This is a genomic window from Acidisoma sp. (assembly GCF_035492295.1).
Lineage (GTDB): Bacteria > Pseudomonadota > Alphaproteobacteria > Acetobacterales > Acetobacteraceae > Acidisoma.
Map to the genome: position 1 here is coordinate 18,484 of NZ_DATJJK010000059.1, position 19,319 is coordinate 37,802.

Annotated in this window: 19 protein-coding genes; 10 read left to right on the top strand and 9 right to left on the bottom strand. The window is 66.3% G+C overall.

Annotation, left to right across the window (positions count from 1 at the left end; translation table 11 throughout):
- Positions 1-8 precede the first annotated feature (8 nt).
- Positions 9-308 carry a putative quinol monooxygenase gene (locus tag VL752_RS04490; protein ID WP_325352591.1) on the top strand — a complete coding sequence of 100 codons (300 nt, stop codon included), beginning with the start codon at positions 9-11 and terminating at the stop codon, positions 306-308.
- A 29-nt stretch (positions 309-337) separates the two neighbouring features.
- Here VL752_RS04490 and VL752_RS04495 read toward each other — a convergent pair whose 3' ends face one another.
- The 3 genes from VL752_RS04495 to VL752_RS04505 are packed head-to-tail and all read right to left on the bottom strand — an operon-like array spanning position 338 to position 3,379.
- Positions 338-841 (bottom strand): CinA family protein, encoded by a 504-nt coding sequence (locus VL752_RS04495; RefSeq protein ID WP_325352593.1) that lies wholly within the window; start codon positions 839-841, stop codon positions 338-340.
- A gap of 10 nt (positions 842-851) precedes the next feature.
- Complete coding sequence (locus tag VL752_RS04500; protein WP_325352595.1) at positions 852-1,325, bottom strand: phosphatidylglycerophosphatase A family protein; 474 nt, start codon at positions 1,323-1,325, stop codon at positions 852-854.
- On the bottom strand, positions 1,313-3,379 hold the full coding sequence (locus tag VL752_RS04505) for a lytic transglycosylase domain-containing protein (protein ID WP_325352596.1): 2,067 nt from the start codon (positions 3,377-3,379) through the stop codon (positions 1,313-1,315). Before VL752_RS04505 ends, VL752_RS04500 begins: the two co-directional genes overlap by 13 nt.
- A gap of 118 nt (positions 3,380-3,497) precedes the next feature.
- On the opposite strand from VL752_RS04505, the gene dapA reads away from it, so the two are divergent.
- The 7 genes from dapA to folD all read left to right on the top strand — a co-directional run bounded on the left by dapA (position 3,498) and on the right by folD (position 9,267).
- Entirely contained in the window at positions 3,498-4,376 is an 879-nt protein-coding gene (gene dapA / locus VL752_RS04510; RefSeq protein ID WP_325352598.1) for a 4-hydroxy-tetrahydrodipicolinate synthase, read from the top strand.
- Positions 4,377-4,378: 2 nt separating this feature from the next.
- Entirely contained in the window at positions 4,379-4,870 is a 492-nt protein-coding gene (gene smpB / locus VL752_RS04515) for an SsrA-binding protein SmpB (protein WP_325352600.1), read from the top strand.
- Between the two features lie 50 nt (positions 4,871-4,920).
- Complete coding sequence (locus VL752_RS04520) at positions 4,921-5,538, top strand: phosphatase PAP2 family protein (protein WP_325352603.1); 618 nt, start codon at positions 4,921-4,923, stop codon at positions 5,536-5,538.
- On the top strand, positions 5,535-6,728 hold the full coding sequence (gene ribD, locus VL752_RS04525) for a bifunctional diaminohydroxyphosphoribosylaminopyrimidine deaminase/5-amino-6-(5-phosphoribosylamino)uracil reductase RibD (protein ID WP_325352605.1): 1,194 nt from the start codon (positions 5,535-5,537) through the stop codon (positions 6,726-6,728). Before VL752_RS04520 ends, ribD begins: the two co-directional genes overlap by 4 nt.
- Positions 6,725-7,402: a GTP cyclohydrolase II gene (locus tag VL752_RS04530; protein ID WP_325352608.1), complete on the top strand. Its 678-nt coding sequence runs from the start codon at positions 6,725-6,727 to the stop codon at positions 7,400-7,402. Before ribD ends, VL752_RS04530 begins: the two co-directional genes overlap by 4 nt.
- Before the next feature lie 116 nt (positions 7,403-7,518).
- Positions 7,519-8,388, top strand: coding sequence for a formyltetrahydrofolate deformylase (gene purU, locus VL752_RS04535; RefSeq protein WP_325352610.1), 870 nt, complete (start codon positions 7,519-7,521; stop codon positions 8,386-8,388).
- A gap of 6 nt (positions 8,389-8,394) precedes the next feature.
- The gene (gene folD, locus VL752_RS04540) at positions 8,395-9,267 is read left to right on the top strand and encodes a bifunctional methylenetetrahydrofolate dehydrogenase/methenyltetrahydrofolate cyclohydrolase FolD (RefSeq protein ID WP_325352612.1); all 873 of its coding nucleotides are present in this window, start codon (positions 8,395-8,397) and stop codon (positions 9,265-9,267) included.
- 68 nt (positions 9,268-9,335) lie between these two features.
- Here the strand turns inward: folD and VL752_RS04545 are convergent, their stop codons facing one another.
- The 6 genes from VL752_RS04545 to VL752_RS04570 all read right to left on the bottom strand — a co-directional run bounded on the left by VL752_RS04545 (position 9,336) and on the right by VL752_RS04570 (position 17,426).
- Complete coding sequence (locus VL752_RS04545; protein ID WP_325352614.1) at positions 9,336-10,577, bottom strand: arsenic transporter; 1,242 nt, start codon at positions 10,575-10,577, stop codon at positions 9,336-9,338.
- 90 nt (positions 10,578-10,667) lie between these two features.
- On the bottom strand, positions 10,668-12,398 hold the full coding sequence (locus VL752_RS04550; RefSeq protein WP_325352616.1) for an NADPH-dependent assimilatory sulfite reductase hemoprotein subunit: 1,731 nt from the start codon (positions 12,396-12,398) through the stop codon (positions 10,668-10,670).
- Positions 12,399-12,410: 12 nt separating this feature from the next.
- On the bottom strand, positions 12,411-14,222 hold the full coding sequence (locus VL752_RS04555; RefSeq protein WP_325352618.1) for a diflavin oxidoreductase: 1,812 nt from the start codon (positions 14,220-14,222) through the stop codon (positions 12,411-12,413).
- Positions 14,219-14,809: a precorrin-2 dehydrogenase/sirohydrochlorin ferrochelatase family protein gene (locus VL752_RS04560; protein WP_325352620.1), complete on the bottom strand. Its 591-nt coding sequence runs from the start codon at positions 14,807-14,809 to the stop codon at positions 14,219-14,221. The genes VL752_RS04555 and VL752_RS04560 overlap by 4 nt, the downstream gene beginning before the upstream one ends.
- A 125-nt stretch (positions 14,810-14,934) precedes the next feature.
- Entirely contained in the window at positions 14,935-15,945 is a 1,011-nt protein-coding gene (locus VL752_RS04565; RefSeq protein ID WP_325352622.1) for an alpha-E domain-containing protein, read from the bottom strand.
- Positions 15,942-17,426 (bottom strand): circularly permuted type 2 ATP-grasp protein, encoded by a 1,485-nt coding sequence (locus tag VL752_RS04570; protein WP_325352624.1) that lies wholly within the window; start codon positions 17,424-17,426, stop codon positions 15,942-15,944. The genes VL752_RS04565 and VL752_RS04570 overlap by 4 nt, the downstream gene beginning before the upstream one ends.
- Before the next feature lie 205 nt (positions 17,427-17,631).
- Here VL752_RS04570 and VL752_RS04575 point away from each other — a divergent pair, with 205 nt between their 5' ends.
- Positions 17,632-18,246 carry a hypothetical protein gene (locus tag VL752_RS04575; RefSeq protein ID WP_325352626.1) on the top strand — a complete coding sequence of 205 codons (615 nt, stop codon included), beginning with the start codon at positions 17,632-17,634 and terminating at the stop codon, positions 18,244-18,246.
- 162 nt (positions 18,247-18,408) lie between these two features.
- A partial coding sequence (locus VL752_RS04580) for a DNA translocase FtsK 4TM domain-containing protein (RefSeq protein WP_325352628.1) occupies positions 18,409-19,319 on the top strand: 911 nt, incomplete at its 3' end.

A 19,319-nucleotide genomic window follows, 5' to 3' on the forward strand; every position in this document is an offset into this window, starting at 1 on the left:
GACAGACCATGATCCACGTTATCGCCGTTTTGACCGCCAAGATCGGCCATCGGGCCTCTTTGCTCGCAGCGCTCCAAGCGATCGTCGAGGACGTGCGTCAGGAGCCCGGCTGCCTCGAATATCAGCCGGTCATCGACCTGAGCACATCGCCCGTGAAGTTCGGCGCCGACACGCTCGTCGTCATCGAGAAGTGGCAGGACCAGGCCGCCCTCGACGCGCATAACGCAGCGCCGGCGCTAACAGGGTTCATGGACCGCGCCAAGCACCTCATCGCCCAGGCCGACGTCTATCTCATGCGGGACGCCTAGAGAGCCGGCCGCGTTTAAGCGCCCGTCGTTCAGGCGAAGCGCCGCCCGGTATCGAGGGCCTGGGCCAGAAGGCCCAGCGCGTAACGCACCGTCGCCATCCGCACCGCCGTGCGGTCCCCCGGGAAAACCCGGGATTCGGCGATGACCCCGGACGGCGATGCGAGACCGAACCAGACGAGACCGACGGGCTTCGTCTCCGTTCCGCCGCCGGGCCCGGCAATGCCGGTCACCGCGATGGCAAGCTCCACGCCTGCCGTTCTTTGCGCGCCTTCCGCCATGGCGCGCGCGACTTCCTCGCTCACCGCGCCATGCTCCGCAATCATCGCTGGCGGCACACCCAGCATCCGGCTTTTCGCGGCGTTGGAATAGGTCACCGCACCGCCATCCACGACGTCCGATGAGCCACCGATCGCCGTCAACAGTCCGGCGATCAGGCCGCCGGTGCAGCTTTCGGCCGTGGCGATGTGCCAGCCGCGCGCGCGGCTGGCCGCCAGCAAGGCTTCGGCTTCGACCAAAAGATCCTGAGGGAACATCGCGCGCCTCCTACCCGAAAAGGCCAGGGTGCCAGAGCAGCACCAGCCGGATGAGCACCGCCCCGATCACCCCGGCGATCACGTCATCCAGCATGATGCCGCCGGGGCTGTTCATGCGGTCCGCCCAACCGATGGGGCCGGGCTTGGTGATGTCGAGCAACCGAAATAGCGCGAAAGCCACGGCGGCACCGATCCAGGTGAGGTGCAGAAGGCCCAGCAGTGTCAGCCACTGGCCTGCCACTTCGTCGATCACGACCCAGCCCGGGTCGTCGCGCGCTTCGGCAGCGCGGATCGCCCAGAGCCCCACGCCCCAGGCGAGAAGCGCGGCCACCAGCAGAACCAGATGTCCGCCCCAGGCCAGCAGCCCCGCGCCCAAAACGAGCGCGAGAAGCGAGCCTGCGGTGCCGGGCGCCCAGGGAAAGAAGCCGACGGTGCCCCCGCTCGCCAGCAGGCGCGGGAAGGTCAGTGGCTTCAATGCAGCCACGGCTGCAGCGGATAGGGCTGGGTCACGCCTTCCTCGGCCCGGTAGATGGCAATGCCCTCCACCACACGCTGCACGTAGTTCCGTGTCTCGTTGAAGGGGATCAGCTCCAGCCAGTCCAGCACATCCGGGCCGCCTGGCGTCCGGAAGTCGCCATTCTGCGCCAGCCACTGGTCGACACGTCGTGGCCCGGCATTGTAGGCGGCGATGGCCAGCGGCAGGCAGCCGTCGAAATGCGCGAGGACCCCGGCGAAATAGCCGGTGCCGAGGGTCATGTTCACGTCCGGTTGGCTGGTCAGCGACCATTGCGAAGCGAGGGCGACACCCTGCTTCTTCGCCTGCAGCTGCGCCGTCGTCGGCATGAGCTGCATGAGGCCGAGCGCGCCCGCCGGGCTGACGGCTGCGACATCGAAACTGCTTTCCTGGCGGATGAGGCCGAGAGAGACGGCGGGCTCCACTCCGGCGTCCACCGGCGGCTGGAAGGGCATGGGCCAGCCCGCCTTCAGCAGCATGGTGCCGTGCAGCCCGGCCATCCGGGCAAGGCCCACCGCCGCCTGCGGCACGCCGAAGCCGAGGCCGAGCTGCGCGGCCATAGCGTAATCCGCGGGATCCGGCGCGATCAGCCCGATATCGAGCAGGAAACCATAGGCGCGACGCGGCTGGTTCCACGCGACCAGCATGGCGGCCGCGCGCGCGACCTCCCGTCCCGCGAAATCCAGCGCATCCGTCGTGCTCCAGGCCGGGGCCGGCGTCGCCATGATACGGGCATTGAGGGCGGCCGGGCTGTCGCCGAGCGCCAGGGCCGCGAGCTGGCCATAGAAGGTCGTCGGGAAAGAGGCAGCGATCTTGTATTCCGCCGTCGCCTGCATGGTGCGGCCGTCGGCGGCCAGGCTGCGGCCGAGCCAGTAATGCGCGCGAGACTGGGTGATGACAGCCGAGGAGAGCCCGGCGAGGGCGCGAAAATGCGGCTCGGCCTGGCCGGGCTTGTGCAGCAGACGAAGGGCGATGAAACCGCCCAGGAACTCGCGATCTGCCTGGTCGCCATCCGCCTGCGGGTGCAGAAGGTTTACGAGCTTGTAGGCATCCTGCGGATCGCCATCGGTGATCAGCGCGCGGGCGAGGTAGGTCGCCTCGTGCCACAGTGCATGCTGCTGCACGGGCAGGCCCGCTCGCATCGCTGCATCGCCCTTGCTCAGCCAATAGGCGAGCGCGTCCTGGTCGGTCAGCTGGTGGCGGAGATAGCGGGCGCCCGAGAGGAAGATGCCGGGGTCCTGTTGGTCGGCGGGCGGCAGGGCGGCCAGCAGCGCCTGTGCATTGGGCTGCTCCGTCTCGAGCGCGAGCCAGGCGGTCGCCGCCTGCTGGTGGTCGGCCGGAAGGCGCGCGAGTTCGGCCGCGGCGGCGGGCGATTCGGCGCGGGCGAGAGCCGTGAAGCGGGCCCATTCGTCGCCCGGCTGCAAAAGGCCGCCATATTGCGCGAGGAAGGCCGAGACGTCGGACGGGTCGGTGATGCCGGTTCCAGTCCAGGCGCGGCGTGCCGCCTCCGTCTCATCCTTGGTATCGTTGGCGGTCTGGAAGACGGCGGCGCAGCGCAGCAACGTCTTCACGTCCGACGGCCAGCGGATCTGACATTGCGCCAGCGCGGTCGCCTGATCGGGCTCCTCGGCCAGCGCCTCCTCCCAGCGGCTTTCCAGCAGGGATTGCTGCGGCCAGTCCGGATTCTGCTGCATGAAGGCTGAGATTTCGGCAGCCGTCGCCTGGCTGCGCGTCAGCAGGCGGTAATAGGTGACGAGCTTGCCGGCCACCGGATCGGCATAACGCGCGGCCAGGGCCTCGGCCGTCGCCCAGTCATGGGTCGCGGCGGCATCCATGGGCGTCTGCACCGGAGAGGAGGATTGTGCGCGGGTGGCAGTGGCGTGCAAGGCGAGCAGGCTCACGCAGCCCAAAGCGAGGAGACGTCGGATCACGGTCTGCTGAACCTCATCATGCCGGCCCATCATTGCCAAAGCGGAGCCGGGACGCAAAGGCGGGAATGGGATTTCCACGCCCCGCTTGTCCATCTGTTCTCCGTGCATGCCCCGGCAGATCATGCCGCGGCTTGCGACGGAAGGGCGCGAGCCCTACCTTCCTCCGCTCAAACCCACCGCCGCCGCGCCGTGCTCAGTCGAGGATCGCACCATGTTCAAGGGCTCTCTCGTTGCCCTCATTACGCCGATGCATGCTGATGGCGCGGTCGACGAGAAAACGCTCGAGCGCTTCGTCGAATGGCAGATCGGTGAGGGCACGCATGGCTTGGTTCCCGTGGGCACCACGGGCGAATCGCCTACCCTTTCGCATGCCGAGCATCGCCGTGTGGTGGAGATCACCATCGCGGTCGCCGGCGGCCGCGTGCCGGTCATCGCGGGGGCCGGTTCGAACAGCACGGCGGAAGCGGTAAGCCTGGCGCAGCATGCGAAGAAGGCCGGTGCGGATGCCGTTCTGGTGGTGACCCCCTATTACAACAAGCCAACCCAGGAAGGCCTTTACCTCCACTTCAAGACCATCGCCGAGCAGGCCGATATTCCGGTCGTGATCTACAATATCCCGGGCCGCAGCGTGGTGGACATGAGCGTCGAGACCATGGCGCGGCTCGCGAAACATCCCAATATCGTGGGCGTGAAGGACGCGACCGCCAATCTGACCCGGCCTCAGCACACACGGCGGGCCATCGGGCCGGATTTCTGCCAGCTGTCGGGCGAGGATCACACCGCGCTCGCCCATCTCGTCTCGGGCGGGGTCGGCTGCATTTCCGTTTCCGGCAATATCGCCCCGCGTCTCATCGCCGAGATGCACACCGCCTGGCAGGAGGGCGACATTGCCCGCGCCATGGCGATCCAGCACCGTCTTGTGCCGCTGCATGATTCGATGTTCGCCGAGACCAATCCCGGCCCGGTCAAATATGCCGCGCACCTGCTCGGCTTCGGCACCCCCGATTGCCGCCTGCCGCTCGCCCCTCTGTCCGACCCGACCCGCGCTCAGGTGAAGGCTGCGATGGTCGAGGTCGGTCTCATGAACTGACGATGGCTGAAAACAAAACCAAGTCGAAATCCGGGCTCATTTCGCACGGTATCGCCTCGCAGAACCGCCGCGCGCGCTTCGACTATGCGATCAAGGAAACGGTCGAGGCCGGGATCGTGCTCAAGGGGGCTGAGGTCAAATCCCTCCGCCATGGCCGCGCGACGCTGACGGAGGCCTGGGCGGGCGAGCGCGACGGCGAGATGTGGCTCTTCAACGCCTATATCCCGGAATATCAGGCGGGCGTGCTGTCGCGGTTTGAGCCGCGCGCCCCGCGCAAGTTGCTGCTGAAGCACAAGCAGATCGATCAGCTGGCCGGCGCCATCGCTCGCAACGGTGTCACGCTGGTGCCGCTGCAGATCCATTTCAACGATCGCGGGCGCGCCAAGGTCCTGCTCGGCGTCGGCGAGGGCAAGCAGAAGGCCGACAAGCGGGCGGCTGTCGCGCAGCGCGACTGGCAGCGGGACAAGGCGCGGCTGCTGCGCAACCGAGGGTGAGCCAGGTCGCTGCTTCGGCTGTGCGGCGGTCGCTTCTGCGACGGCGCCCGTTGCCGGCCATTTTGTCGTGCCTGTTGCTGGTTTTGTTCTCCTATTTCTTTCTCGACCGGCCGGTGGCCTTCCTCATGCACCGGCTGTTCCACCGCAGCCTGTTCTTCGTGCCCCTCATCGGCCCCGCGCAATTGGCGCTGAGCCTCGCCCCACCCGCGCTTGCCGTCGCGACCATTGCGGGCGGCATGGGCTGGCGCCCGGATCGGCGCGGCTGGACGGGCATCATCTGCGCCCTGGCGGTCACGATTGCGATCGCCTTCAAGAACGAGCTGAAATACCTCTTCGGCCGTGTCTGGCCCGAGACCTGGACGAACAAGAACCCGTCCCTGATCCATGACGGTGTCTACGGTTTCTTTCCGATGCATGGCGGCGACGGATGGGCCTCTTTTCCCTCCGGCCATACCGCCGCGATCGGCGCAGTCGCGGGCGTGCTCTGGTGGCGCGCGCCGGAGCTGCGCTGGCTCTGGGCGCTGCTCATCCTGATGACGGCGGTGGGCTTGCTGGGCGGCAATTACCATTTCCTCGCGGACATCATCGCCGGCGGCTACCTCGGCTTCGGTATCGGCTGGGCCTTCCAGGTTCTGCCCTTTCCGGGCAGGGAGCGCCCCACGGCATGACCGGCTGGAGCGCCCTTGACCGGCGGATGATGCTCGCGGCTCTCACCGTGGCGCGGGGTGCGCTGGGCACCACCGCACCCAATCCGGCCGTCGGCTGCGTCATCGCGCAGGGTGAGGCAATGATCAGCCGGGGTGCGACCCAGCCCGGCGGGCGTCCGCATGCGGAAGTTATGGCGTTGGCGGCGGCCGGCGCCGCGGCGCGCGGTGCCACCGCCTATGTCACCCTCGAACCCTGTTCCCATCATGGCCGCACGCCGCCCTGCGCGGAAGCGCTGATCGCGGCAGGGGTCGCCCGTGTGGTCGTCGCCTTCGCACACGATCCGGATCCGCGCGTGCAGGGGCGCGGCATCGCCATGCTCCGCGCGGCGGGCATAGCGGTCGATACCGGCCTCATGGAGCGGGATGCTGCGGAGATTCTCCGCGGATTCCTCAAGGCGCAACGGCAGGGGCTGCCCTGGGTGACGGTAAAACTCGGCGTCAGTCTGGACGGTTGCATTGCCACCCGTAGCGGGGAGAGCCGCTGGATCACCGGGCCCGGTGCCCGCACCGTAGTGCAGCGCATGCGGGCAGAGCATGACGCTGTCATGGTCGGCATCGGCACGGTGCTGGCGGATGATCCCGGGCTTCGCTGCGGACTTCCTGGCCTCGGCGACCGGCCACGCTGGCGGGTGGTGGCGGATGCCGCCCTGCGCACGCCGCTGACGAGCCAGATCGTGCGGCATGCCGCGGCCCATTCGCTCATCCTGCTCGCCGCCCCTGAGGCCGATGCGGCCCGCGCGGCCGCGCTCCGGGCGATGGGCGTTGCCATTCTCACCGTGCCGCGCGCGGCCTCGGGCGGGCTCGACCTCGGGAAGGCGCTTGCCGCGCTGAAGACCGAAGGCCTCACCTCCATCCTGAATGAAGGGGGCGCGAAGCTCGCGGGCGCGCTGTTGCGCGCCGGACTGGTGGATCGAATCGCCTGGCACCGCGCGCCCATCCTGCTCGGCGATTCCGGACTGCAGGCCCTTCAAGGGCTCGGCATCGAAAGGCTGGCAGACGCAATTCGCCTGCGACTTTTGGCCCGGCAGGAGTATGAAGATGACGTGTTGGAGACGTACGAAATCCGATCCCCGGTTTTGGGGCGTGAAATAGCCCCGGGTGAAATAATCCCTGAAAGCCCGCCTGCCGTGTCGTCTGGACCCTCCGCATGACCCACCTCAAGCCCATTCCCCGGCCGGACACATCCGCGGCGGAGTGCCGGCCGCGCAATCCCGTCATGATCCCGATCGGACCCGGCGGCGTGCAGGCCGAATTTGTTGGTTTCGACGGGCTGGATGGGCTCGAGCATGTCGCAATCCGCTTCGGCGGACGCCATCCCGACCCCGCCAAGGCACCGCTGGTGCGCCTCCATTCCGAATGTCTCACCGGGGATATCTTTTCCTCCGCCCGCTGCGATTGCGGCGAGCAACTGCATGAGGCGATCGGTCTTCTGTCCGAGGAGGGCGGGATTCTTCTCTATCTGCGCCAGGAAGGGCGGGGTATCGGCCTTTACGCCAAGCTCGACGCCTACCGGCTCCAGGACCAGGGGATCGACACCTACGAGGCCAACCGCTGGCTGAACCTGCCGGAGGATGCGCGCAACTACACCATTGGCGCACGCATGCTGCAGGCGCTCGGCGTGAACCGCATCCGCCTGCTCACCAATAATCCGGACAAGGTGACCCAGCTTCAGGCCGCCGGCATTGATGTGGCGGAGGTGCGGCGCACCGGCGTCTATGTCACGGATGCGAACCGTGCCTATCTCCAGGCGAAGGCGCGCCATCGGCATACGATCGATCCACTCGCGATCCTCGCGGCTGCGTCCGAGCCGCTGTCCAAGGACTAAGATCCGGGCGCAAACAGCCAAGGCGCAGGTCGCATGCGTCCACCCGTCTGCCCGGTCTGGCAGCGCATCCTGAGGACCCCTTCATCGGCTCTGTCTTGACCTGAAAGACCCTGTCCATGGCCCCGCCGTCCACCCTTCAGCCGCAATATGTCCTGACCCTCGCTTGTCCCGACCGCCCGGGCATCGTCGCGGCTGTCACGACTTTCCTCTTTGAATCGGGCGGCAACATTCTCGAGGCCCAGCAGTTCGACGACACCCAGACCGGGCGCTTCTTCATGCGCGTCGTCTTCACGGCCGAGAACATGGGGGAACCTGTCCGAGACGAGTTCAAGCCGATCGCCGAGCGCTTCGGCATGGACTGGGCGCTGCGCGACCGGCTGGAACGTCGCCGGGTCATGATCCTGGTTTCCAAATTCGATCACTGCATGGTCGACCTGCTCTATCGCTGGCGGAACGGGGAGCTGCCGATGGAGATCACCGCGATCGTCGCGAACCATCCGCGTGAGACCTACGAGGGCGTCGATTTCGCCGGCATCCGCTTCCACCACCTGCCGATCACCAAGCAGACCAAGATGGAACGGGAGGCTGAGCTCTGGGAACTGGTGCGCGAGACCAAGACTGATCTCGTTGTCCTCGCCCGTTACATGCAGGTGCTCTCGGATGGGCTGACGGCCAAGCTCAGCGGCCGCTGCATCAATATCCACCACTCCTTCCTGCCCGGTTTCAAAGGCGCGAAACCCTATCATCAGGCCCATGAGCGCGGCGTGAAGCTGATCGGCGCCACCGCCCATTACGTCACGAGCGATCTCGACGAAGGACCGATCATCGAGCAGGATGTCGAGCGGATCAGCCACGGCGACACGCCGGAGGATCTGGTGCGCAAGGGCCGGGATATCGAGCGCCGGGTCTTGGCGCGGGCCGTCCGCTACCATCTGGATGGGCGGGTCCTCCTCAATGGCGGCAAGACCGTCGTCTTCACGGAATAGGGTTTCATGGCTGCCAAGATTATTGACGGACGGGTTTTCGCCGCCGGGATTCTGGCGGAGGTGACGGCAGAGGTTTCTGCGATCAGGGCCGCGCGCGGCCGGGTGCCGGGCTTGGCAGTGGTGCTGGTGGGGGAAGACCCGGCAAGCCAGGTCTATGTCCGCAACAAGGCTCGCACCACGAAGGAATCCGGCATGGAATCCTTCGAATACCGGCTGGACGTCGGCACTTCTGAGGCCGCTCTCCTCAGCCTGATCGCCGAGCTGAACGACGATCCGCGGGTGGACGGCATTCTCGTCCAGCTGCCCTTGCCGAAACATATCGACAGCGCGCGGGTTCTGGACGCGATTTCGCCCGACAAGGACGTGGACGGGTTCCATGTCCTCAATGCCGGTCGTCTGGCGACGGGTCTGCCAGGCCTTGTGCCCTGCACGCCGCTCGGTTGCCTGCTCATGCTGAAGCATGAACTGGGCGATCTCTCGGGGCTTCGCGCGGTCGTGCTCGGCCGCTCCAATATCGTCGGCAAGCCGATGGCGGCCCTGCTGCTCGCCGAAAGCTGCACGGTAACGATCGCCCATTCCCGCACCAGGGATCTCGAAGCTGTCTGCCGCGAGGCGGATATTCTGGTCGCCGCCGTCGGCCGGCCAGAGATGGTGCGCGGCAGCTGGGTCAAGCCTGGCGCGACCGTGATCGACGTTGGCATCAATCGCGTGCCGGGCGATGCGGGCAAGACGAAGCTGGTCGGTGACGTGGCTTTCGCCGAGGCTGCGGACGTGGCCGGTCGTATCACGCCGGTGCCGGGCGGTGTCGGTCCCATGACCATCGCCTGTCTGCTGCGCAACACGCTAGCCGCGGCAAAGCTCGCGAAGATCAAAGCTTAGAGCCTCAAACCCTCGGGGGTCGGAGGACGCCGCAAGCCGGCCAAGAGGCCGGCAGGGCGACCGAGCCGTTAGCGCCAGAGCAGGCCGGCCAATGCCAGGATAAGCGCCGGCGGCATGACGATGGCGCCACGCGCGAGGAAGGTCTTGAAGGTCACGTCCTCACCCTCCCGTCGGATGGCGGCGAGCCAGAGGATTGTCGCCAGGGACCCCGTGATGGAAAGGTTGGGGCCGAGATCGACGCCGACGAGAAGCGCGTCCGTCACCTGCTGCGGAAGATGATCGGCTGCCACGGTGCCGCTCGCGACCAGACCGGCCGGCAGGTTGTTGGTGAGGTTGCAGAGGAAGGCGAGCGCCGCCCCGCTACCCCAGGCCGTCGCTGCGACGGACTGCGCCGCGAGATGCTGCAGCAGGACGGCGAGACGGGCGAGCGCGCCGGTTTGTCGCAGCCCCTCCACAAGGACGAATAGCCCGGCGACCAGCGGCAAGACGGACCAGGAGACGCCGCGCAGCGTCTCCCACGGGGCTTCCCGCTTCCGCCAGAGGACAATGCCCGCGGTCAGGCAGCCGGCAGCGGCGGTCGGCGCGCCGAGTGGAACATCGGCCGCCGAGACCGCGAGGAGCAGGGCAGCCGTGGCCGCGATGCCGATGGCGGCGGTGGCTCCCCCCGGCGGCAGGCCGGGCTGGGGAATGGTCGAATCGACCGTGGCCTTCAGATGCTTCCTCTCCAGCAGCAGCAGCGCGGCCAGCGTCGCTCCCACGGCGCCGAGAGAGGGCAGAAAAAAATGCCCAAGCCAGGTGAAGAGCGGGGGCACGTGGTTGCCGTAGAGCACGAGGTTGGCGGGGTTGGAGATGGGGAGAAGAAAACTGGCAGCATTGGCGATGAAGGCACAGACAAAGAGATAGGGCAGTGGTTCGGCCTTCGCATGGCGGGCGGCGGCGAAGACAGCGGGCGTCATCACCACCGCTGTCGCGTCGTTCGACAGGAAGGCCGTGACCAGGGTGCCGACGCCGTAGATGAGCAGGAAAAGCCGGCGGGACGAGCCCCGGGCGTGGCGCACCGCGAAAACGGCCAGCCAGTCGAACAGCGCCTCCCGCCGCGCGACTTCGGAGAGCAGCATCATGCCGATGAGGAAGAGATAGACATCCGTGCCGCGCCCTACGGCGGAGATCGCATCATGCCAGGGAATGAGGCCGGACAGCGTGAGGATGAGCGCGCCGAGCACCGCCCAGATCGCTTCCGGAAGCCGCCAGGGGCGGGTGATGACGCCAGCGGTCGCAAGGACGACGACGAGCCAGATCATCCAATGCATAGAGGCTCCCGGCGGACAGAGAAAAGGCCGCCCGATGATCCGGGCGGCCTTTTCAAAAGTTAGGGTATCTTCCGAAAAACGGAAGCCCTGTCAGCCGAGACGAAGATTTTCGTGGAAATTATTTCCCGCCGTTGTCGCCGCGATATGGCCGCGGCGGATCACGAAGTCCCCGAAGCTCTCACCCGTCTGCCGCTCGGTCGCATATTCCCGAAGCAGCGGGCCAAGCTCGGCCAGGATCGCCGCCTCGCCGACATCCTGGCGGTAGAGCTTGTTGAGACGCTCACCCTCCAGGCTACCGCCGAGATAGAGGTTGTAGGTGCCGGGGCCTCGGCCGACGAAGGCGATTTCGGCGAGGTACGGCCGCGCGCAGCCATTCGGGCAGCCCGTCATGCGGATGACGATTTCGTCTTCCGTCAGGCCGGACAAGGCCAGTTCGCCCTCCAATGCCGTCAGAAGGTCCGGCATGTAGCGCTCGCTTTCGGCGAGTGCCAGGCCGCAGGTCGGCAAAGCGACGCAGGCCATGGAGTTGCGCCGCAGCCCGGTGTCGGCGGTGATCGCCATGTTATGCTCGGCAAGCAGCGCTTCGACCGCCGGCTTCTGTGCGGCCGAAATATTGGCGATGGTGAGGTTCTGGTTCGGCGTCAGGATGATGACGCCACCCTCCAGCATGCGTGCGATTTCGCGCATGCCGGTCTGCAACTTCTTCTCCGGCCAGTCTTTTACCCGCCCGCTCTCCAGGAACAGCGTGACGTGCCAGAGGCCGTTATCGCCCTGGACCCAGCCGTAGCGATCGCCGCGGCTCTTGAATTCCGGCACATGCACGGGGCCGAGCTTGTAGCCGAGGCGCGTCTCCACCTCGTCACGGAACCAGTCGATCCCGCGGCGTTCGATCGTATATTTCAGGCGCGCATGCTTACGCACCGACCGGTCGCCGAAATCGCGCTGCACGATGACGACCTTCTCGGCCACATCCACGGCCTGCTCGGGCGTGCAGAAGCCCAAGACGTCCGCTGTGCGCGGGAAGGTATCGGTCTCGCCATGGGTCATGCCCATGCCGCCGCCGACCAGCACGTCCCAGCCCACGATGCGGCCGTCCTTCAGCGCGGCCACGAAGGAAAGGTCATGCGCGTAGACGTCGACATCGTTTTGCGGCGGCACGGCGACGGTGATCTTGAATTTCCGCGGCAGATACGTTTTGCCGTAGATCGGCTCGTCCTCTTCCCCGGCTTCGCGCGATGTGTCGACGACCTTCTCACCGTCGATCCAGATCTCATGATAGGCCGTGGTGCGTGGTGAGAGATGGTCGCTGATGTCCTGCGAAAGCTTCAGTGCCTCTGCGTGGATCTGGCTTTCATAAGGGTTGACCGCGCACATGACGTTGCGGTTGACGTCGCCGCAGGCGGCCAGCGTATCAAGCAGTGCCTTGTTGATGCTGTTGATGGCAGGCCGCAGGTTGCTTTTGATGATGCCGTGGAATTGAATCGCCTGGCGCGTCGTGACCCGCAGCGTGCCGTTGGCGCGCTCGTCGGCGATATCGTCCAGCGCCAGCCACTGCGCGGGTGTCATCTGCCCGCCGGGCACGCGCACGCGCGCCATGAAGCTGAAGGCCTTCTCCATCTTCTTGCGGCCCCGCTCGGCGCGGGTATCGCGGTCATCCTGCTGATAGATGCCGTGAAACTTGGTCAGCTGGGTATCGTCCTCGTCCAGCTGACCGGTGATGATATCGGTCAGGCCTTCGGCGATGCCGCCACGCAGGCCACGGCTGGCGGATTTGATGCTCTCGTTGCGGGAGAGCGGCTTCTTCTCGGTTTCGTCGGACATGGTCTCTGGCTTTCAGTAGACGTCGCGCAGATAGCGGCCATCGCGGCGGATGATATCGAGCTTCGCAGCAGCCGCGGTCTCGTCGATGCCGGCCTGGTCGGCGATGACGCGAATCAGCGCGTGGTTCACGTCTTTGGCCATGGCATTGGCGTCACCGCAGACATAGATCGCGGCACCGTCCTCGATCCAGGAATAGAGGTCCTTTCTCTGCTCCCAAATCCGATGCTGCACATAGATCTTCTCACGCTGGTCCCGCGAAAAGGCGGTGTCGATCCGGGTCAGCAGGCCGCTCTTCTTCCAGTCCTGCCATTCGAGCTGGTACAGGAAGTCATGGGTGAAATGGCGGTTGCCGAAGAACAGCCAGTTCTTGCCGCCAGCGCCGGTCGCCTCGCGCTCCTGGCAGAAGGCGCGGAAGGGCGCCACACCCGTGCCGGGCCCGATCATGATCACCGCGCGGTCCGGGTCTGCCGGGAGGCGGAAATGCGGGTTGGGCTTGAGATAGACCTTCAGCGACCCGCCCTTCTTGCGGCGCTCGGCGATGTCGACAGAGGCGACGCCCGAGCGGCGGCGGCCATGGGTTTCGTAGCGCACGGCCGAGATCAGCAGATGAACCTCGTCCTCGGCGGCCTTCGCGCTTGAGGCGATGGAATAGAGGCGGCCCGGCAACGGGCGCAGCAGGCTGGTCAGCGTCGCGGCATCGAGCTTGGCGGGGGCTGCCTCCAGCAGGTCGATCACCTGCCGGCCGGGCAGCCAGTTCTTCAGCGCATCCGCGTCTGCCGCGAGCGCGCGGAGCTCCGCACTATCGGTCAGCTTGGCATAGGCCTCGACCTGCGGGCGGGTCAGCGTCGTGATGTCCTGTGCTTCGGACAGGGCTTCGCGGACCAGGGCATCGCCGGTCAGACCCGTGATGTTCAGGATTTCGTCGACGAGCGCGGGATCGTTCACCGGCACGATGCCGAGCGCATCGCCCGGCGCATGGATCAGCCCCGATCCTTCGATCGAGAGTTCGGTATGCCAGGTCTCGGCCGAGGAGCCGGTGCCGTTGAGGTTGACGAGTTCGGTGATCTCGGCCGCGAAGGGCGTGTTGCGGGTATAGAGCGGCTCGGCATCCTCGTCCGCCGGCTCGGCCGCCGGTCCGCGTGCGAAATCGACGTGGATGACGGCACCTTCGTCGTCCGCGGTTTCCTTCTGCAGCGTGTCGAGCGTTGACTTGATCCAGGCCGTGGCGGGCGTCGCGAAATCGACGTCGCATTCGACGAGCGGGGCGAAGCGCGTGGCGCCGAGGGCGGCCAGCCGGTCGTCGATCTCATGGCCGGTCTGGCAGAAATTGACATAGGCGCGGTCGCCGAGGGCGAGGACGCTGAAGCGCGTCTTTTCGAAGCGCGGCGCGTCCTCGGCCAGCAGGCCCTTGTAGAAGTCGGTCGCGCGCTGCGGCGGGTCGCCCTCGCCCCAGGTGCTGACGATGATCAGGAGGTTTTCCGCCTTCGCCGCATCGGCGAGCGAGATATCGGCGACGTCGGACACCTTGGCCGCGAAACCCAGCTTCTGGGCCGCCTTGCGGGTCTGGGCGGCGAGGCTTTCGGCATTGCCGGACTCGGTCGCGAACAGGATCAGCAGCGGTACTTTCTTGGTCGGTGCCTGCGGGGCTGCGGCCGCGGGGGTCCCCCCGGCGGCGGCCTGAAAGCCTGCCAGGAAGCCGGATAGCCAGGCGCGCTGCTCCGGCGTGGACTTCGTGATGACACCGTTGAGGGCGGTGATCTCCTCGGGCCGGAATGGCGCCGAGTTCGGCAGAAGGGGCAGGCTTGCCATGGTGTTGACGGTCACTTTCGATGCGGCTGGACTTCGTCGAGCCAGCCAGTCTGCTGCAGAAAATTTTCGGTCTTGGCGGCGAGTGCAGGAAGTTGGTCGCCCTCGGCGCGCCACGCCTCGCGCTGGCGGCCCAGCGTCTCCAGCCGCTCGCCCCATTCGGGACCGAAGATCCGGGCGAGGGTTGCGCGAATATGCTGGGCGAGCCCCGGGCTACGGCCATTGGTGGAGACGGTGAGGAGCAAGTCGCCGCGCCGCACCTCCGCGGTATTGTGAAACAGGCACTGATCGCGCCGGTCCTCGACATTGACGAGCACTTTGTGCGCGCGGGCGCGGGCGGCAAGGGCGGCGGCCGTCTCGTCCGGCATGCCGACGATCCAGAGCACATCGAGCCCGGCCAGCGTTTCGGCCTCCGGCAGGCCGTCTCGGTAGCCTTCTGCCGCTTCCCCGGCGAGCGCCGCATCCGGCTCATCGGCGAAGCAGAGGGCGCGCGCGGCTCCGCCCTCGGCGAGCAGGCGCCAACGGCGCAGTGCCGCCGTGCCATGGCCAGCCAAGGCGAGGTTCAACGCCCGCGGATCGAGGGAGACGGGAATCATGCGCGCCATAAAAAGGATTTTCTCGAAGGCGACAAGGTATTTGCCGAATGGAGAAAGTTATTCTCCATTCGGCTCAAGGATTCCCGTAGATCTGTATTTCGCCCGACGCGGAGCAGGAAACCGCCGCCGCTCCGTCAGGGTTGAGCGGTCACCTGGCTTTGGGACTGATTTGCCAAGGCCGTCGGCCGCCAATCGCGAAAAAAGGCGTCCCCGATCTCGCTCGCCAGAGTAATCAGGTCGCGCTGCATCCCGTCCAAGAAATCATGCAGGCTGATTGATATGATCTGTTCCGCAGATCGGTCGAGCAGGGCCGCGCGCATATCCTCAATCTGCTCCAGTGGGCCCCGGGTGCCACGCAGCCCGTAGGTCGTGCGCAGCCGGGTCAGATGCCATTCCGTCTGGCTCAGGCAGAGCAGGATGCTGCGCGGGAAACAGGGGTCGGCCAGCATGAAGCCGACGACATCCTTCGGCGCGAATTCCACCGGCGCTATTCGGCGGAAGGCGTGATAGCCCGCCACCGCGCGCAGCATGGCGCCCCATTGCGTCCGCTCTTCCTGCCGCTGCTCCTCGGACCCTTTGGGGGTGAGGCGGTGGAATTTGATGTCGAGCAGGCGGGTGGTCTGGTCGGCACGTTCGATGAGCCGGCCCATTTCGTAGAAATGCCAGCCCTGGTCGCGGAACAGCGTGCCCTCCGTGATTCCGGTATGGGCTTGCACCGTCTCCTTGAGGCGGGAGCAGAGGCGGGAGAGCTTGTCTCCGTCCAGGTCCTGCTCCGTGAGGCGCAGGAGATCGCGGTGGAAGTCGTTCAGATGCTTCCACATCTCGGTGCTGATCAGCGGCCGCAGCGTGCGGGCGTTCATCCGCGCCGCCTCGATCGAGCTGACGATGGAGTTCGGATTGCTGCGATCCAGCATGTAGTAGCGCTTGACCGCATCGGGATCGACCATGCCCTGGGACTGGGTTAGGTGTTCCTCATCGGCATGGATGCGGACGAGCGAATCCCAAGCCTCGCTCTCCAGCCCCGGACTTTCATAAGTCTGGGTGACGTCGATCAGCCGGGCGAGATTCTCCAGGCGCTCCATATAGCGCGCCATCCAGAACAGGCTTTCGGCATAGCGGGAGAGGAGCGGGGTCGTCTGCGTCATCGCCGCGTCTCTTCCGCCAGCACCCAGGTATCCTTGGAGCCGCCGCCCTGGGAGGAGTTGACGATGAGGCTGCCTTCCTTGAGAGCGACGCGCGAAAGGCCGCCGGGCAACACCCAGGTGCTGCGGCCGGTGACCGCGAAGGGCCTCAGGTCCAGGTGGCGGGGGCGAATGCCGGTATCGGTCAGCGTCGGGCAGACGGAGAGGCCGATCACCGGCTGGCTGATCCAGTTGGACGGATTGGCGCTGATCGTGGCGCGACAGGCGGCCAACTCATCCGCTGTGGCCCTTGGCCCGACGGTGATGCCGTAGCCGCCGGATTCGCCCACGGGCTTGGTCACCAGTTCGTGCAGATTGTCGAGCGTATAGGCGAGGCCGGCCGCCTCGCGGCAGATATTCGTGTCCACATTGGCGAGGATCGGATCCTGATCGAGGTAGTATTTGATGATCCGCGGCATATAGGCATAGACCGCCTTGTCGTCCGCGACGCCCGTGCCGACGGCATTGGCCAGTGCCACATTGCCTTTCCGCCAGGCGCGGATCAGTCCGGGCACACCGAGCAGGCTCTCCGGCCGGAAGACGGTCGGATCGAGAAAGTCGTCGCCCAGGCGCCGGTAAATTGAATGGACGGCGCGCAGCCCGGCCGTCGTCTTCATGAAAACGCGGTCGTCCTCGACGATGAGGTCCGCGCCCTCGACCAGCGGCACGCCCATCTCGCGCGCCAGGAAGACGTGTTCGAAATAGGCGGAATTGAAAATGCCGGGCGAGAGCAGAACGACCTGCGGGTCCTCCACCCCCTCCGGGGCGATTTCGGTCAGCGCCTCACGCAGCCGGCGGCCATAATCATCCACCGGCATCAGGTTCATCCCGGCCAGGAGGTCGGGGAAGGCACGGCGCATGAGATGGCGGTTCTCGACCACGTAGGAAACGCCGGAGGGGGTCCGGGCGTTATCCTCCAGCACCCGGAAATCGCCGTGCTGGTCTCGGATGATGTCGATCCCGCAAATGTGAACATAGGTCCCGAAGCGGACCGGGAAGCCTTCCATTTCGGGGCGATAGTTGGCATTGCCGAGCACCAGTTCCGCCGGGACGATGCCGTCCTTCAGAATGCGCTGGTCATGGTAGATGTCATGCAGGAAGGCGTTGATCGCGGCGACGCGCTGCTGCACGCCTGTTTCGAGCTTGCGCCACTCGGCCGCCGTGATGATCCGCGGGATGCAGTCGAAGGGAAGGATGCGGTCGATCGCGGTTGCATCCGAATAGACGGTGAAGGTGACGCCGAGACTCATGAGGTCGTTCTCGGCGGCCTGCGCCCGGGCGCGCAGGCCTTCGAGGCCGATGGCGCTGATCCGGTCGCGGACAATCTGGGCGGCGCCATTGTCGCCGGGGCGGCCAGGTGCAAGTTCGCACACATAGGGGCCGGGATCGCAGTTTAGAAAGAGATCCTCTGGAATGTTCGACACCCCTGCGTTAATGGAAGCCATCTTCGGCTATAGGCGGTTTATTGTGTTCCTTCCAGCCCTTCGGCGGGGCTGGCATGCGCAATTTTCGTCGCCGGAGACCTATGCGCTGAAGTGCCTGCGGCGCAGAAATTTATTTGCAAATCTGAGGAATACAGGCTTTACCTCACACGTCTTGTCGATCCTGCGATCTTGAAAAGACTGCTTCCTTTGGCCCGGAGTTACCCCCATGCGACGCTTGATCGCTTCCCTGATGGCTACCGCCCTCTTCGCGCCTGGCGTTGCCACGGCGGCCTGTCTCAAGCCGACTGAGGGAACGGCTATGAACATGGCTGGCCTCAAGAGCCAGCTTATGGTCACGGCGCTCGCCTGCGACACGCGCGACCGCTACAACAGCTTCGTCATGACGTTCCGCCCCATCCTGCAGAAGGAGGATACGGCGCTGAACAGCTACTTCTCGCACCACTACGGCCGTAGCTGGCGCACCGAGCATGATTCCTACATCACGCAGCTCGCCAATGTGCAGTCCGAGGCGACGATCCGCGAGGGCACGCTTTTCTGCAAGCAGAACGTGGCGCTGTTCGATCAGGTCCTGGCGCTCAAGACCCCGCAGCAGCTGCAGGAATTCGCGAACGACAAGCCGATGCTGCAGCCGGTCAATTACGATATCTGCGGGACGCCCCACCACCCGGTCTACAAGCCGATGCTGGTGAACGCGACCGTGCCGGTGAGCAACGGCAGCGCGGCCTCTTCCACCAAGGTTGCTGAACAGACCGCCCCCGGCACCCCGGGCAAGCGCGGCTTCTTCGGCAATGTCGCCCACGGTATCGCCAGCATCTTCTGATACCGGATTCATGCCCGGAGAAACGGGGGAGGGCAGGGCAGTTTCCCCGTTTCTGCGGCCTGCAGTGGAGACAATCCGCGGCATCGGCTGCACTCTGCTAATCTGGTCCGGCGTCGATTCGCGATCGTCCGGTGACCACCGGCATCGACGGAGAGGATACCGATGGCCGCAATTGCCGAAGCGCGACGGCTGATTTCGCCCAACCTGCTGGCGCTGGTGCGCCGCAGGCTGGCCTCCCTTGCAGGTCTCATCCTTGGCCTTTTCGGCATTGCGCTGGGCGTGGCGCTCGCCTCGTACCATCCGGCCGACGCCTCCTTCGATACTGCCGGCACCGTGGTTCGCAACCTCGCAGGTCCGGCGGGCGCCGTCGTCGCCGATCTCGCCTGGCAGGGCTTCGGTGTGGTCGGCACGCTGCCGGTCTGGATCATGCTGATCTGGGGCTGGCGCATCGCGGAGCAGCGGCGATTCACCCATCTCTCTTTCCGCATCCTGGCCTTCCTTCTCGCCATGCCGCTGCTCGCCGGTACCTTCGCCCGGCTGCCAGTACCGGGTGGCAGCACCTCCTGGCTCGCCGCTGGCTGGGGCGGTGCGGTCGGCTATGGCGTCAGCCATGTTCTGGTTGATACGACCCTTGCCCTGTTCGGCCCCCTCGGCGCCGCCATCACCTGGGTCCTGGAAACGTTGGCCGGGCTTGGGCTGGCCGCCTTCGGCCTCGGACTGACCGCCATGGAATGGCGGGAAGTGGGGTCCCGTGCCCGCTCCGGCGCCGCCAGCACCGCCTCGCTCTCCATGCGCTCAGGCCGCGATTTCGCCTTCGGCCTCGGGGGGGTCGGCGGCCGCCTGTCCGGCCTTTTCTCCCGCCTGCCCGATTGGGGGCGCCCCGAATGGGGACGGTCCCAGGCCGCCGAGGGCCATGACCCACATCCGGTCTTCAACCTGCCGCCGATGGACCCGGACGAGGACCCGGAGGAGGCAGGCCTTCGCCGCGAGCCGATCATGAAGGCTGCGCGGACCGCGCAGGCCCCTGTCGCCGCGGCCAAGGCAGCGCCGGTCAGCCCCGCCGATACCCGCAT

Excerpts from the sequence above, each read along its gene's own strand:
- smpB (WP_325352600.1), top strand. The coding sequence starts at position 4,379 with ATGGCTGAAAACAAAACCAAGTCGAAATCCGGGCTCATTTCGCACGGT.
- VL752_RS04530 (WP_325352608.1), top strand. The coding sequence starts at position 6,725 with ATGACCCACCTCAAGCCCATTCCCCGGCCGGACACATCCGCGGCGGAG.
- VL752_RS04505 (WP_325352596.1), bottom strand. The coding sequence starts at position 3,379 with ATGGACAAGCGGGGCGTGGAAATCCCATTCCCGCCTTTGCGTCCCGGC.
- purU (WP_325352610.1), top strand. The coding sequence starts at position 7,519 with ATGGCCCCGCCGTCCACCCTTCAGCCGCAATATGTCCTGACCCTCGCT.
- VL752_RS04545 (WP_325352614.1), bottom strand. The coding sequence starts at position 10,577 with ATGCATTGGATGATCTGGCTCGTCGTCGTCCTTGCGACCGCTGGCGTC.
- dapA (WP_325352598.1), top strand. The coding sequence starts at position 3,498 with ATGTTCAAGGGCTCTCTCGTTGCCCTCATTACGCCGATGCATGCTGAT.
- VL752_RS04490 (WP_325352591.1), top strand. The coding sequence starts at position 9 with ATGATCCACGTTATCGCCGTTTTGACCGCCAAGATCGGCCATCGGGCC.
- folD (WP_325352612.1), top strand. The coding sequence starts at position 8,395 with ATGGCTGCCAAGATTATTGACGGACGGGTTTTCGCCGCCGGGATTCTG.
- VL752_RS04560 (WP_325352620.1), bottom strand. The coding sequence starts at position 14,809 with ATGGCGCGCATGATTCCCGTCTCCCTCGATCCGCGGGCGTTGAACCTC.
- ribD (WP_325352605.1), top strand. The coding sequence starts at position 5,535 with ATGACCGGCTGGAGCGCCCTTGACCGGCGGATGATGCTCGCGGCTCTC.
- VL752_RS04570 (WP_325352624.1), bottom strand. The coding sequence starts at position 17,426 with ATGGCTTCCATTAACGCAGGGGTGTCGAACATTCCAGAGGATCTCTTT.
- VL752_RS04550 (WP_325352616.1), bottom strand. The coding sequence starts at position 12,398 with ATGTCCGACGAAACCGAGAAGAAGCCGCTCTCCCGCAACGAGAGCATC.
- VL752_RS04495 (WP_325352593.1), bottom strand. The coding sequence starts at position 841 with ATGTTCCCTCAGGATCTTTTGGTCGAAGCCGAAGCCTTGCTGGCGGCC.
- VL752_RS04565 (WP_325352622.1), bottom strand. The coding sequence starts at position 15,945 with ATGACGCAGACGACCCCGCTCCTCTCCCGCTATGCCGAAAGCCTGTTC.
- VL752_RS04575 (WP_325352626.1), top strand. The coding sequence starts at position 17,632 with ATGCGACGCTTGATCGCTTCCCTGATGGCTACCGCCCTCTTCGCGCCT.